This window comes from Kribbella flavida DSM 17836, assembly GCF_000024345.1.
Classification (GTDB): domain Bacteria; phylum Actinomycetota; class Actinomycetes; order Propionibacteriales; family Kribbellaceae; genus Kribbella; species Kribbella flavida.
In genome coordinates this window covers 3982654-3995882 of the sequence record NC_013729.1, presented here as the reverse complement: position 1 = coordinate 3995882, position 13229 = coordinate 3982654, and the positions used below count along the sequence as shown (strand labels likewise).

The window sequence follows — 13229 nt, the reverse complement described above, 5'->3', positions numbered from 1 at the left end:
CCAGAAAGGGACGCCGGTGGGCATCCTCGACGGCAAGCGGATCCTCGTCGCCGGAGTCACGCTCGACTCCTCGATCGGTTTCGCCACCGCCAAGGTCGCGCAGGAACAGGGCGCGACCGTGCTGATCTCGAACTTCGGCCGCGCGCTGAGCATCACCCGGCGGATCGCGAAACGCCTGCCGCAGGAACCGCCGGTGCTCGAGCTCGACGTGACCGACGCCGAGCACCTGGCCGCTCTGCCGGACCGGATCCGCGAGCACGTGGACGGCCTGGACGGCGTCGTGCACTCCATCGCGTACGGGAACCCGGAGACGATTCTCGGCGGCAAGTTCCTGGACGGCCCGTGGGACGACGTGTCCCGCGCGGTGCACGTCTCGGCGTACAGCCTCAAGGCGCTGGCGGTGACCTGCGCGCCGCTGATGAGCCGCGGCGGCAGCATCGTCGGGCTCACCTTCGACGCCACCGTGGCGTGGCCGGGCTACGACTGGATGGGGGTGGCCAAGGCCGCGCTGGAGTCCACCTCGCGCTACCTGGCGCGTGACCTCGGCCCGCAGGGGATCCGCTGCAACCTGGTCTCGGCCGGGCCGCTGAAGACGCTGGCCGCCAAGGCGATCCCGGGGTTCGAGAAGTTCGAGGAGCCGTGGCTGGACCGGGCCCCGCTGGGCTGGGACCCGTCCGACCTGGCGCCGACCGGCAGGACGATCGTCGGGCTGCTCAGCGACTTCTTCCCGGCCACCACCGGCGAGATCGTGCACGTCGACGGCGGCTACCACGCGATGGGTGCCTAGTGGCCACGTCCCTGGTGGAGCTTCGCGTCCTCGACGGCGCCAACCTCTACTTCAGCCGCGCGGCGGTCAAGCTCACGCTGGACCTGACCGCGCTGATCGACGCCCCGGCACCGACCGCGAAGGCGTACGCGTCGGCGCTCGGCCTCGGCGCCACCCGGCCGGGCCGGATCGGGTCCGGCTTCCGGCAGCGGTTCGCGATCCGGGTCGCCGGGCACGTCGTCCGGCGCATCGCCCGGGAGGCCGGCATCGGCCGGATCGGTGTCCGGGTCCGGCCCGAGACCGACGTGCACCGGCTGGTGATCGCGTTCCCGTGGGCGCACGAGCAGCGCGCCCGGGCGCTGGGCCAGGCGATCGTCGACGTGATCGACGCCTTCGGCACCGACCCCGAGCAGCTGACCGCGCTGGTCGCGGCGGTCGGTGAGCGGGTCCGCACCGAGCCGGCCGGCGACCCGCCGCCGACCCTGCGGCCCAAGGTCCCGGTGGTCGCGGTGACCGGCACCAACGGCAAGACGACGACGTCGCGGATGATCGCCCACATCGGCCGCGCGGCCGGCCTGCACGTCGGCTGGTCCAGCACCGACGGCGTGTACTTCGACGGCGAGCTGGTCGAGTACGGCGACTTCTCCGGCCCGAGCGGCGCCGGCCGGGTGCTGTCCCAGCCGGGCATCCAGCTGGCCGTCACCGAGACCGCCCGCGGCGGCATCCTGCGGCGCGGTATCGGGGTAGCCACCAACGACGTCTCGGTGGTCACCAACGTCTCCGCGGACCACCTCGGCCTGGGCGGCATCGACACCGTCGACCAGCTGGCCGAGGTGAAGGCGGTGATCACCAAGATCACCCGGCCGCGGGGCTGGTGCGTGGTGAACGGCGACGACCCGCGGACGTTCGCGATGCGGCTGGGCTCACCGGCCAAGAGCTGGGTGTTCTCCCGCGACCCCGACTCGCCGTCGATCCGGACGGTGCTGGACGAGGGCGGCCGGGCGACCACGGTGCTGGACGGGTTCGTCACCGTGCTGGACAACGCCAGCGACGCCGAGCCGCTGGTCAAGGTGGTCGACATCCCGATGACGCTGTCCGGGCTGTCCCACTACAACGTCGAGAACGCGCTGGCCGCGGCCTCGGCGGCGCTCGGCCTGGGGCTGCCGCGCGCGGCGGTGATCGAGGGCCTGACCTCGTTCTCGCCGAACGAGAACAACCCCGGCCGGATGAACATGTACTCGCTGCGCGACTTCACCGTGGTGATCGACCTGGCGCACAACGAGGCCGGGCTCGAGGCGCTGCTGGAGATCATGAACGGCGTCCGCCGGCCCGGCGGGCGGTTGCTGCTGGCGCTGGGTTCGCCGGGCGACCGGTCCGACGAGATGGTCAGCGCGATGGGCGCGATCGGTGCCCGAGGCGCCGACCGGGTGGTGATCGGCCACAAGGACACCTACCTGCGCGGCCGGCCCTCGGCCGAGCTGGACGCGGTGTTCCGGGAGGGAACGAGTTCGGTCGGCGTCGACGACGTCCCGTCGTACCCGACCGAGCTGGACGCGGCCAAGGCACTGGTCGCCGAGGCCGGTCCCGGTGACGTGGTCGCGGTGATGTCGTTGCAGGATCGGGCGAGTCTTGACGCCTGGTTGCAGGACGAGGGGGCTACGGTCGATACCCCGGAGACCTTGAAGAGCAAGGTGGAGCGGGCCCAGCACTAACCCCGACCCCCGGCCGGGGACGGAACGGGGTGCGATGCGCTATCTGTGGGCTGTCCCGGCGGCGGTGATCGGCTGGTTCGTGGCTGGTTTCGCGGCGAGCTACCTGGCCGGGTTGCCGGCCGGGGCCACCACCTTCGTCCCGGGGACCGCCGCCCGGCTGGATCTGCTCGTCCTGGGCGGGTTCGCCGGGGGAGTGGCGGCCGGGTTCCTGCTCGGCAGGCTGCGCATCGCCGGCCCGGTGGTGCTGGTCGTTGCCGCGGGCACGTGGTGGCTGAGCGGGAACTCACCGGCTGAACGCGACCTGCTGATCACGTTGCTGGTGGCAAGTGCCGTCGGCGCCTTCTTCGGTGCCCTCGGCACCCGTAGCTCGGTTGTTGCCGCAGTCGCCCTGACTCTCCCGTTCGCCTGGTACGCCGTACGCCCGGCCGCGGAGCTGGCGGAGTGGCGTTGGCTCTGGCAGCTCAACGGACTGCTGATCGCCGTCGGACTCGCGACGATCCTGTACCTGTGCTGCTGGCGACGGGGCTGGCGGTCGGCGTATTACTGGCCGCTGGTGTCAGCCGCCTTCCTGGTCTCCTTCGCCGTGGTGGATGCTGTCCGAGCGGTCGCATCCGCCGCGGGGCGGCCGGCGGACGAGGTGGCCGACGTGGGCACCGAGGGCTTCTTCCAGGCCTTCGAGCCGCTGCTGCGCGACTACTGGCCCTGGATGGTGCTCGCGGTCCTGCTGGCGATTCCGATGACCGCGCTCAAGCTGCGCGCGCTCCCGCCGGCTCCGCCTCCACCCGACCCGTACGCCGACCGCCCGAACGACGCGGTCCTGTCCAGCGACCTCGACTGGATCGACCAGCTGGACCCCGAGCCCCGGTCCCTACCCCGCCGCCAGCCCGTCGGCTGACCGGCCGGGAGTGCTCGAGCCGGCTGAGTCGTCAGCTCAGCAAGCGCTGAGCCAGCCAGCCGCCTTCGCGGAACCCCGGCGGAACCGCGAAGACGGCGGAGCCGATCGTTGTCGTCCACTCGTTCAGCGCGTCGGCGGCGTCCAGGCGGGCGAGCATCGGCAGGAACTGTCCGGCCACGTCCGCCTGGTAGCTGAGGAAGATCAGCCCGCTTTCGCGGGTCGCGCCCGTGTCGTGCACGTAGTTCAGGCCCTTGCGGAAGATACGGCGGCCGTCGTTCACGCTGTGGTGGGACAGCCGGGCGTGGGCGTTCTCGGCGATCAGCAGCCGGCCGTCCGCGTCGCGGGCCTCCAGATCGAGCTCGTCGTGCTCGGCCGTACCGTTCAGCGGGGCTCCGGTGGACAGCTTCCGGCCGACCGCGCGCTCCTGCTCGGAACGGGTCAGCTCGTCCCAGGTGTCCAGGTTCATCGTGATCCGGCGGACCACGAGCGTCGTACCGCCGGTGAACCACTCCGGTCCCGTGGCCCACACGGTGGCACCGAACTCGGGGCTGCCGGCGGCCGGGTTGCCGGTGCCGTCGACCTGGCCGAAGAGATTGCGGCCGGTCACCGGCTTGCCGTCCGGACCGGTTCCGTTCCAGAAGCCGGTCTGCCGCCACACAGCTTTTGCGAACGGCGCCGCGTCCGCCACCAGCCGCCGTACGGCGTGCACGACGCTGACCGCGTCGTCGGCGCCGACCAGGATCAGCAGGTCGCCCCCGGACCAGGCGGGCAGCAGCCGGTCGTGCCGCATCACCGGCAGAGCGTCGAGCCCGCGCGGCTTGGCCGTCGTCAGTCCCGGCAAGGTGAAGACGCGCGGGCCGAGACCGACCGTGACGGTCAGCGCGGCGTTCGGCACCGCCAGCTCGGGTGCGGTGTCGCCGGGCGCGGGCCGGCCGGCGGTCAGCGCGACGATGTCCGCGGTCCACAACCGCATCAACCGGCCGAGCGCGGCACGGTCCGTGCTGCCGAGCAGGTTCAGCGCGACGAGCTCGGCGTGCTTGGGGGTAGCCGCGGCGACGGCCGGCTGGTGGTCGCCGTACGGACTGAGGTCGCGGGCCACTACCGGCTCGGCAGCGTGCGGGGTCTCTTTGCCCAGGGCAACAGTGCCACCGGTGACGGCGGCCCCCGCGGCGGCAGCTCCGGCGTACCCGAGAAGCTGCCGCCGCGACGGCCGGCGGGAGCTCGGTCCGGTCAAGAGGAAGGAGTCGGCGTCGGGGAGGGGTGGTAGTGCTCCTCCTCCTCGGTGAAGGCCTTCACCGGCACGGTCAGGTCGTGGCTGCTGCCGTCGGAGAACTTCAGCGTGAGCGGGACCTCGTCACCCGGCCGCAACGGCTGCTTGAGCTGCATCAGCATCACGTGGTCGCCGCTCGGCGCCAGATGCGCGTGCGACCCGGCCGGTACGGCGATGCCGCCGGCTTTCTCCTGCATCGCCATCTTGCCGTCCCGCATCGCCATCTCGTGCAGCTGGACCAGCCCGGCCACCGGGGAGGTTGCCGCCGTCAACTTGATCTCGCGGTCGCCGGGATTGGTCAGCGCCATGAACGCCGCCGTCATCGTGGTGTCCTTGGCGCCGGCCGTCGCACGCACCCAGGCGTCCTCGACGAGCACGCTCGGCGTACTGGCCTGAGCCGCCGGGTTCCCCGCGGACGCCGCCGCCGGGTCACCGGAACCGCACGAGGACAGCAGGAGGGGGAGGGCGACGGCGATACACGCCGTCAGCAACTTCTTCTTCACGGACAGGCCAACGAGACGCCGCCGGGCCGAGTTCCCGGGTGAGCGGGGACACGCGGTGTGTCCCCGCTCACGCACGGTCTAGTGTGTGTCTCCCAGTTCCCCGCCTACTGCGCGGAACTGGGAGACACCCCTTAGGGCGTTGACGTCTCGGCGTCCCCGTCCGGACGGACGAAGTCGGGGTCGCCGCCCTCGTCGCCGGACCGGGCCCCGGCCTGGGCCAGGTGCGAGACGGACTCCAGCTCGGACAGCACCGACTGGTGCTGGTCGACGCAGAGCACCACGAGGTCGCCCCGGTTCGACCGGGTCAGCGCGTGCCGGACGGCGTCCAGCTCCTCGAGCACGGTCTCCACCGACCGGCACCGCGCGCCCTGGGCGATCGCGGCCCGGACGCCCTCCACGATCAGCTCTGCCGACTCACCCCGCCGGCGTCCACGCAGCCGGGTGTCCTCACGGACCAGTACGACGTCGAAGTGCTGCGCCGCCACCTCGCCCAGCTCGCGCATGTCGTCGTCGCGCCGGTCGCCGGCGGTCGCGATCACGCCGATCCGGGACGGGCGGCCGACCTCCGACGACGCGCCGAGACTCTCGCCCAGCTTGTCCACGAAGTCACCGAGCATCCGCATCGCCGGCGCGTTGTGGCAGTAGTCGACGATCACGTGCCGGCCGTCGACCTCGATCTCGTTCAGCCGGCCCGGCGACAGGTAGTACGAGGTGTTGAACGTGCGCAGGCCCTGCCGGATGTCGTGCAGCGGCGCGCCCGCCGCGAACGCCGCCGCGGCCGCGGCCATCACGTTCTGCACGTTCATCATCGCCCGGCCACCGAACGTTGCCGGCAGCAAGTGTGTCCAGGCCAGCTGCATCGACCGGCGGCCGTGCTTCATGATGATCATGTCGCCCAGCTCGGACCGCTCCAGCACGACCGCCCGGCCGCCGCGCCGGCAGTGGCCCTCGATGTACTCCCGGACCTCACTGCCCGCCTCGGCGGTGCTGAACCACACCACCTGGCCGGAGCACTTGCGGCGCATCTTGCGCACCAGCGGGTCGTCCGCGTTCAGCACGGCGAACCCGTCCCGCGGCACCGCCTCGACCAGCACCGCCTTGACGTCGGCCAGCTGCTCCAGCGTGTCGACGCCGCGCAGCCCGAGGTGGTCGGGCTGGATGTTCAGCACCACGGCGACGTCGTTGCGCTCGTAGCCGAGGCCCTCGCGCAGGATGCCGCCGCGGGCGACCTCGAACACCGCGAAGTCGACCCGCGGGTTCTGCAGCACCATCCGGGCCGACTTCGGGCCGGACGCGTCCGCCCGGATCACCAGCCGCTCGTCGATCACGACGCCGTCGGTCGAGGTCATGCCGACCTTGCGGCCGAGGCCCTTGAAGACGTGGCTGATCATCCGCGCGGTGGTGGTCTTGCCGTTCGTGCCGGTCACCGCGACGATCGGGATCCGGCTGGTCGACCCGGGCGGGAACAGCATGTCGACGACCGGCTTGGCGATGTACTGCGGTTCGCCGATCGTCGGGTTGGTGTGCATCCGGAAGCCCGGCGCCGCGTTCACCTCGCAGATCGCGCCGCCGGTCTCGCGCACCGGCTGGGTGATGTCGGGGCAGATGAAGTCGATGCCGGCGATGTCCAGCCCGATCATCCGGGCCGCCTCCTCGGCGATCTCGACGTTCTCCGGGTGCGCCTCCAGGGTGCGGTCGATCGAGATGCCGCCGGTGGACATGTTGCCGGTCAGCGTCAGCTTGACCATGGTGTCCTCGGGCGGCACGTCGTCCAGCTCGAAGCCCTGGCTGCGGACCAGCTCGCGGGCCGCGGCGTTCACCGTGATCCGGGTCAGGATCTTCTCGTGCCCGACCCCGCGCCGCGGGTCGGCGTTGGTGATCTCGACCAGCTCGGCGACCGTGTGCACGCCGTCGCCGACCACGTGCGCCGGGACGCGCTCGGCGATCGCCTCCATCCGGCCGTTGATGATCAGGCACCGGTAGTCGCGGCCGGTGACGAAGTTCTCCACGATCACCCAGCCGCGCCGGGACTGCTCGGCGGCGATCGGGAACGCCGCGCGCACGTCGTCCGGGCCCTGCAGGTTCAGGCAGACGCCGCGGCCGTGGTTGCCGTCCAGCGGCTTGCACACCACCGGGTAGCCGATCTTGTTCGCCACCGTGACGGCGTCCTCGACCGTGCGGACCGAGTCCGACCGCGGGACCGGCAGGCCGGCCGAGGCGAGCAGCCGGGTGGTCAGGTCCTTGTCGCCGGCCACGTCGACGGCGATCGAGCCGGTCTCCGAGGTCATCGTGGCGCGGATCCGCTTGGCGTACACGCCCTGGCCGAGCTGTACCAGGCTGGCCTTGTTCAGCCGGATCCACGGGATGTCGCGCGAGGTCGCCTCGTCCACGATCGCCTGCGTCGACGGGCCGAACGCGGTCCGCTCGGCCTGCTTGATGAAGCGCTCGAGCTCGGTGGTGAAGTCGAAGTCCGGGTCGGGCTGGACCAGGTGGTTGACGAACCGGACGGCGAGCTCGCCGGCGGCCAGGCCGACCGCCTCGTCGGCGTAGGCGTAGATGATGTTGTACCGGCCGGGCACACCCTTGACCTGCCGGGTCTTGCCGCGCCGCATGTCGTGGCCGGCCTCCTGCTGCAGCTGCAGGGCGACGTGCTCGGCGATGTGGCCGAGCCAGGTGCCTTCGTTCAGCCGCTCGATGAAACCGCCCTTGCGGCCGCGCGAGCAGTGGTGCTGGTCGAGCCGCGGCAGGTCGGCGAGCAGGTGCTCGGTGAAGCCGTCGATCGTGTTCGACGGGAAGTTCTCCAGCGAGCCGAGATCGACCACCAGGTGGATCGCCGGCTCGTAGCTCCAGATGTTCGCGCCGCGGTAGACCCGGGTCTCGATGATCTTGAGGTCCGGGCTGGGCGCGCCCTGCCGGCGGGCGACGTGCTGCTCGGCCAGGTCGTCGTGCTGGTCGTCGTTCTGGTGGTCGTTCCGGGCGGCGGTGTCACTCATACGGTCGTCCCACTGTCGTCTCGTGGCTCGGTGTCTGGTCGGCTGAGTTCGGCGCCCGCGCCCAGCGGCTCGGTCGCCTCCGGTCTGGACCCGGCCGCGGAGACCCGTCGGGACACCCGCTTGCCGCTGCGCCGCTTGTGCTCGGCGTAGTACCGCGGGGAGACCCCTTCGGCGGCGATGTCGCGGGCCAGTTTGCGCAGGTCGGCCTCGGCCGCCTCGATCTCGGCCAGCTCCTCGGCCGGCGGCTGCGGCCCGTACGAGAGCAGGGCCCGCGCGCGCAGGTCGAAGGTGGCGCTGGCCGGCAGCACGTGCAGCACGACACCCGAGGCGAGAATGGCCTCGGACCGCTTGGCGTAGTGCGCGTTCGAGGTGATCCGGCTGCCGTCGAAGATCGTCACCGCGCCGCGACCGACCACCTCGAGATGGGTGCCGCGGACAACTGCCGCGGTGTCCTCGTCCACGCCGATGCCGAGCAGCCCGGGGGACTGCGCGACCAACGAGAGCAGTCGGCCGTACCGGTTGCGCTGGGCGAAGTGCTGGTCGACGATCGCGCCCTGGACCAGGCCGAGCCCTCCGGCCAGCTGAGTCATCCGCTGCCGCGGGGTGGCGCCGGAGCGGCCGAAGGCGATCATGTGCTCGGCCAGGATGCTCGCGCCGGCCGACGTGCCGCCGACCGCGGCGCCCCGCTTGTGCGCGGCGGTGACGGCCCGGCCGAACGCCGTACCGGTGACCACGCCGCTGAGCTTGAGCTGGTTGCCGCCGGTCATGAAGATGCCGGTGGCGCTGTCCAGCGGCTCGATGAACGCCGGGTCGTCGGCGTCCTCGCGGTTCTCCGGCCGGACCCCGACCACACTGGCCGCGCCGAGCGCGGCGAACAGCGCGGAGTACACGTCGACGACGTCAGGCCCGAGCGCCGACGCGGTCGGCACCACGACGATCCGCGCCTTCGGCCCACCGGCCGCCTCGACGAACTCCTGCAGCACGGTGCGCTTCTTCAGCTTGTCCTCGGCGCCGCCGATCGCGAAGAGAGCACCCGGCCCGCTGCTCACCACCTGTTCAGACATAGCCGAAGAATAGGTGCTGTGGGCCCGCCGGCTGATCGACGGGCCCACCGCGGCGGTTCGGTCAGTGGCCGAAGGTGAACCAGTTGACGTTGACGAAGTCGGCCGGCTGGCCGCTGGTGAAGGTCAGGTAGACGTCGTGCACCCCGGTGACCCCGGAGATGTTGGCCGGGATCGAGCGCCAGCTCTGCCAGCCGCCGGTGTTGCCGACCGCGAAGCTGCCGATCGGCGCGCTGGTCCTGCTGCCGAGCCGGACCTCGACCAGGCCGCTGACCCCGCCGCCGGCACCCGAGGCGACTCGGGCGACGAACTGGCGGGCCGGCGTACTGCCGAAGTCGATGCCCCGGTAGAGGGCCCAGTCACCGTTGCCGAGCTGGCTCAGGTTCTGCCCGCCGCCGCTGTCGGTCGTGGTCTCCACACCGACACCGCCCTGCGCGCCGTACGCCTCGGCCTGCAGCGTCGTGTACGCCGAACTGCCGCCCGGCGGCGGGGTGGTCGGCGGGGGCGTGGTCGGCGGGTTGGTGCCGCCGCCGCGGGTGGTGACAGCGACGTAGTCGACGATCATCGGCCGGTCCGGCACGGTCTCGGGCCGGGGCGTCGGACCACCGAGCGCGTCGGGGAAGGCACCGCCCATCGCGACGTTCAGCAGGATGAAGTAGCCGGCGTGCGAGGTCATGTTGGTCCAGGTGTCCGCCGGAAGCTGGGCCTGGGTGATCTTGTGGTACTCCTGCCCGTCGACGTACCAGCGCAGCTCGTTGGGGGAGATGCTGGTGTCCCACTCGAATCGGTAGGTGTGGAACGCGGACTGGCAGCTCGCGCCCGGGCAGACCCGGCTGGCGCCGAGGCCGCTGGTCTCGTTGCACGGGCCGCCGGGGTTGACGCCGCAGTGCAGCACGGCCCAGACCGAGTTGATCCCGTTGACGTTCTCCATGATGTCGAACTCGCCGATGGCCGGCCAGTTCCAGTAGTTGCCGCGGTACGGCTGGCCGAGCGCCCAGAACGCGGGCCAGTAGCCGAGCGCCGCGTTGCCGGTGACGTTGGGCATCTGGATCCGGCCCTCGATCGCCAGGACGCCGCCGGACGGCGGCTTGAAGTTGCTGCGCTGGGTCTCGATCCGGCCCGACGTCCAGTTGCCGGCACTGTCGCGCCGCGGGGTGATCCGCAGGTTGCCGGTGCCGTCGAGGGAGACGTTGTTCGGGCTGTTGGTGTAGTTCTGGATCTCGCCGGTGCCCCAGTTGGCCGGGCCGCCGGGATAACCGTGACCGGTGTCGATGATCCAGTTCGCGCTGGACGGCAGTGAGCCGCTCGGTCCGTCGAAGTCGTCGGACCAGACGGTGGTCCAGCCGGGCGGGGGCGGTGGCACGCTGGCCTGTGCGGCGATGGTCAGCGGCACGGCGACGAGCACCGGGATGAACAGCGCGCTGAGCAGGGTGCGCAGGCGGGTGGACCGTGTGTTCGGGCGGGAACGCATCTGAACCTCCCATTCGTGGCCGGCGCCTCACCAGGAGCGGGCCGGCCGGGGCTTACGCCTATGTGAGCGCTCTCATGGCCAGGAGTCAACACCTCGTCACGATCTGGTCGCCGATCAGCCGGCGGCGCGCACCCGCCCGCGGTAGACCGTCGTACTGCGGCGGACCGACATGCCGAGGCGTTCGTACATCGCGAGGGCGCCGGTGTCCGAGTGGGTCCACAGCGTCAGGTTGTGCTTGCCCTGCGCCCGGAAACCTCGGGCGGCGATCGCCAGCAGCGCCCTCGCCAGCCCGCGTCCTCGCTGGTCCTTGCGGACAGCGACTTGCTCGACGTACCCGTCGTCGGGATCGGGCAGGTCCAGGCAGAGCGCCGCGCCCACCAGTTCCCCGCCCGCGAACGCAACCGGCGAGAGGGCCGGGGCGAAGCTCGCCCGCTCGATGCTGAGCCGCGCCCACTCCTCGTACGACTTGCGCCGCGGCTGCCACTCGTCGAAGGCGTCCTCGATCAGCTGGTACGCCGCCCGCGCTTCGTCCGGCTGGAACGGCCGGACGGTGAAACCCTCCGGCAGTTCGACGGACACCTCGGCCACGGGCATCTCCAGCTGCCAGTTCTTCGCCAGCACTTCGTACCCGCGCGAGCGCAGCAGCTCGGTCCCGGCCCGGTCCTTGTCGTCGACGTTCTGCGCCAGCCAGTCGGTGCCGACCTCCGCCGCCCTGGCTTCGGTCCAGTCCAGCAGCGCACTGCCGATCCCGTGGCCGCGGAACGCCGGGGCCACGTCGATCTGCGCCCGGCGCCCGCGGTTGATCCAGGCCCACGCAGTCAGCTGTCCGTCGGGGGCGTGCACGACCAGGCTGTCGACCGCCGCGTCCAGGCCGGGCCGGGTCAGCGACGCCTCGATGCCGTCGGCACCGGTCTCGGTCCGTCCGAGGAGCTCACGCTCCACCGCGCCGACCAGTGCGTGCACCGCCGGTACGTCGGCCGTCGTCGCCGGCCGTGCGGTGAACGGCTCCGGCAGTACGAGGTGAGGCGCCATGGACGCGATCCTGCCTGCCTTGATCGAGCGAGGGCAAACCGGTTCGGCGGAGGTTGCCGCTTCCTGCAGCGACCGCGGTTCAGTCCGGGGCGTCGGCGGCTTCGACTTCCTCGCGGGAGATGCCGAGCAGGTAGAGAATGGTGTCCAGGTAGGGCACGCTCAGGTGCGTGTCGGCGGCGTCGCGGACGACCGGCTTGGCGTTGAAGGCGACGCCGAGGCCGGCCGCGGCGAGCATGTCGAGGTCGTTGGCGCCGTCGCCGATCGCGACCGTCTGGGACAACGGCGTACTGGCCGCCGCGGCGAACCGGCGCAGCGCGACCGCCTTGCCGGCCCGGTCGACGATGTCGCCGACGACCTGGCCGGTGAGCTTGCCGTCGACGATCTCCAGCTCGTTGGCCGCCGCGTAGTCGATGCCGAGGTCGGCCGCGATCTGGTCGGTGATCTGGCTGAACCCGCCGCTGACGATGGCGAACTGGTACCCGAGCCGCTTCAAAGTGCGGACCAGCGTCCGGGCGCCGGGCGCGAGCTGGATCGCGGCGTACACCTCGTCCAGCGCGGACGCCGGCAGCCCCTCCAGGGTCGCGACCCGGTGCCGCAGGGACTCGGCGAAGTCGAGCTCACCGCGCATCGCCTGCTCAGTGACCGCGGCGACCTCCTCCAGCCGGCCGGCGTGCGCCGCGAGCATCTCGATCACCTCGCCCTGGATCAGGGTCGAGTCGACGTCCATCACGATCAGTCGCTTGGCCCGCCGGTACAGTCCGCCGGCCTGGACGGCGACGTCGAGGCCGTGCCGGACCCCTTCGAGCGCGAGCACCGGCCGCAGCGCGTCGGTGTCGGCGCCGGACACGGCGATCTCGACCGCGGTCACCGGGTAGCGCGCCATCCGGCTGATCCGGTCGATGTTCGCGCCGGTGTCGGCGATCCGGCCGGCGATGGCGGCGAAGCCCTGCGCGGTCAGCGGACTGCCGATCACGGTGACGTGGGTACGGCCCTTGCGGCGCGGCTCGTTGTCGCCGACACCTTTTTTCACGTCGATGTCGACGCCGAGCACGTCGGCGAGCTCCTTGAGCTCCTTCTTCAACTCCTTGTGGTCCCGTGGCGCGGACAGCAGGACGCCGAGCAGCAGCCGGCCCCGCAGCACGACCTGCTCGGCGTCGATCACCTCGAGCCCGCGGCCGGCGATCGTCGACAGCACGGCGGACGTCAGGCCCGGGCGGTCCGTCCCGGTCAACGTGACCAGCAGGGTCGGGCGGTCCAGCGGGGGCGTCTCGTGCTCAGCCTGTCCAGTCATCGCACCGCAGACGCTACCCAAACCCTCCCGCCGGCTGGACACGCGGTCCACATCCCGGCCCCGCTCCGCCCGACCCCTTCCACCCAGCCCTCGCCCCGGTCTCCGCCGCTGCCGCACTCTGATGGGTTAACCCGCCAAGCGCAGGGTTGGCCCACCAGAATCCGATGGGCCAACCCTGCATCTGGTGGGTTGACCCATCAGAGTGCGCGGGGCGGGGAGGGGCCGACGGGGCAGG

The 13229-nt window shown here is 71.8% G+C and carries 10 protein-coding genes; 3 read left to right on the top strand and 7 right to left on the bottom strand.

Going from position 1 to position 13229, the window contains the following annotated elements; genetic code table 11:
• Positions 1-16 precede the first annotated feature (16 nt).
• From fabI to KFLA_RS18430, 3 genes are read left to right on the top strand one after another with little or no spacing between them, the layout of a single operon-like run.
• Complete coding sequence (gene fabI / locus KFLA_RS18440) at positions 17-787, top strand: enoyl-ACP reductase FabI (protein ID WP_012921324.1); 771 nt, start codon at positions 17-19, stop codon at positions 785-787.
• Positions 787-2478, top strand: coding sequence for a Mur ligase family protein (locus KFLA_RS18435; RefSeq protein WP_012921323.1), 1692 nt, complete (start codon positions 787-789; stop codon positions 2476-2478). Before fabI ends, KFLA_RS18435 begins: the two co-directional genes overlap by 1 nt.
• A 34-nt stretch (positions 2479-2512) precedes the next feature.
• The gene (locus KFLA_RS18430) at positions 2513-3373 is read left to right on the top strand and encodes a hypothetical protein (RefSeq protein WP_012921322.1); all 861 of its coding nucleotides are present in this window, start codon (positions 2513-2515) and stop codon (positions 3371-3373) included.
• A 31-nt stretch (positions 3374-3404) separates the two neighbouring features.
• Here KFLA_RS18430 and KFLA_RS18425 read toward each other — a convergent pair whose 3' ends face one another.
• From KFLA_RS18425 to serB, 7 genes are all read right to left on the bottom strand, one after another.
• Entirely contained in the window at positions 3405-4607 is a 1203-nt protein-coding gene (locus tag KFLA_RS18425) for a Dyp-type peroxidase (protein ID WP_012921321.1), read from the bottom strand.
• Positions 4604-5146 carry a copper chaperone PCu(A)C gene (locus KFLA_RS18420; protein WP_012921320.1) on the bottom strand — a complete coding sequence of 181 codons (543 nt, stop codon included), beginning with the start codon at positions 5144-5146 and terminating at the stop codon, positions 4604-4606. Before KFLA_RS18420 ends, KFLA_RS18425 begins: the two co-directional genes overlap by 4 nt.
• Positions 5147-5277: 131 nt before the next feature.
• Positions 5278-8139 carry a cyanophycin synthetase gene (cphA, locus tag KFLA_RS18415; protein WP_012921319.1) on the bottom strand — a complete coding sequence of 954 codons (2862 nt, stop codon included), beginning with the start codon at positions 8137-8139 and terminating at the stop codon, positions 5278-5280.
• The gene (locus KFLA_RS18410) at positions 8136-9203 is read right to left on the bottom strand and encodes a cyanophycinase (protein WP_012921318.1); all 1068 of its coding nucleotides are present in this window, start codon (positions 9201-9203) and stop codon (positions 8136-8138) included. The genes cphA and KFLA_RS18410 overlap by 4 nt, the downstream gene beginning before the upstream one ends.
• Positions 9204-9264: 61 nt before the next feature.
• Positions 9265-10671 (bottom strand): glycoside hydrolase family 16 protein, encoded by a 1407-nt coding sequence (locus KFLA_RS18405; protein WP_012921317.1) that lies wholly within the window; start codon positions 10669-10671, stop codon positions 9265-9267.
• A 114-nt stretch (positions 10672-10785) separates the two neighbouring features.
• Positions 10786-11703 carry a GNAT family N-acetyltransferase gene (locus tag KFLA_RS18400; RefSeq protein ID WP_012921316.1) on the bottom strand — a complete coding sequence of 306 codons (918 nt, stop codon included), beginning with the start codon at positions 11701-11703 and terminating at the stop codon, positions 10786-10788.
• A gap of 79 nt (positions 11704-11782) precedes the next feature.
• Positions 11783-12994 (bottom strand): phosphoserine phosphatase SerB, encoded by a 1212-nt coding sequence (serB, locus tag KFLA_RS18395; protein WP_012921315.1) that lies wholly within the window; start codon positions 12992-12994, stop codon positions 11783-11785.
• Positions 12995-13229: the final 235 nt, after the last annotated feature.

What these genes read in the sequence shown, in the direction of transcription:
- cphA (WP_012921319.1), bottom strand. Translation starts at nt 8,139, where the DNA reads ATGAGTGACACCGCCGCCCGGAACGACCACCAGAACGACGACCAGCAC.
- KFLA_RS18410 (WP_012921318.1), bottom strand. Translation starts at nt 9,203, where the DNA reads ATGTCTGAACAGGTGGTGAGCAGCGGGCCGGGTGCTCTCTTCGCGATC.
- KFLA_RS18430 (WP_012921322.1), top strand. Translation starts at nt 2,513, where the DNA reads ATGCGCTATCTGTGGGCTGTCCCGGCGGCGGTGATCGGCTGGTTCGTG.
- serB (WP_012921315.1), bottom strand. Translation starts at nt 12,994, where the DNA reads ATGACTGGACAGGCTGAGCACGAGACGCCCCCGCTGGACCGCCCGACC.
- KFLA_RS18400 (WP_012921316.1), bottom strand. Translation starts at nt 11,703, where the DNA reads ATGGCGCCTCACCTCGTACTGCCGGAGCCGTTCACCGCACGGCCGGCG.
- KFLA_RS18405 (WP_012921317.1), bottom strand. Translation starts at nt 10,671, where the DNA reads ATGCGTTCCCGCCCGAACACACGGTCCACCCGCCTGCGCACCCTGCTC.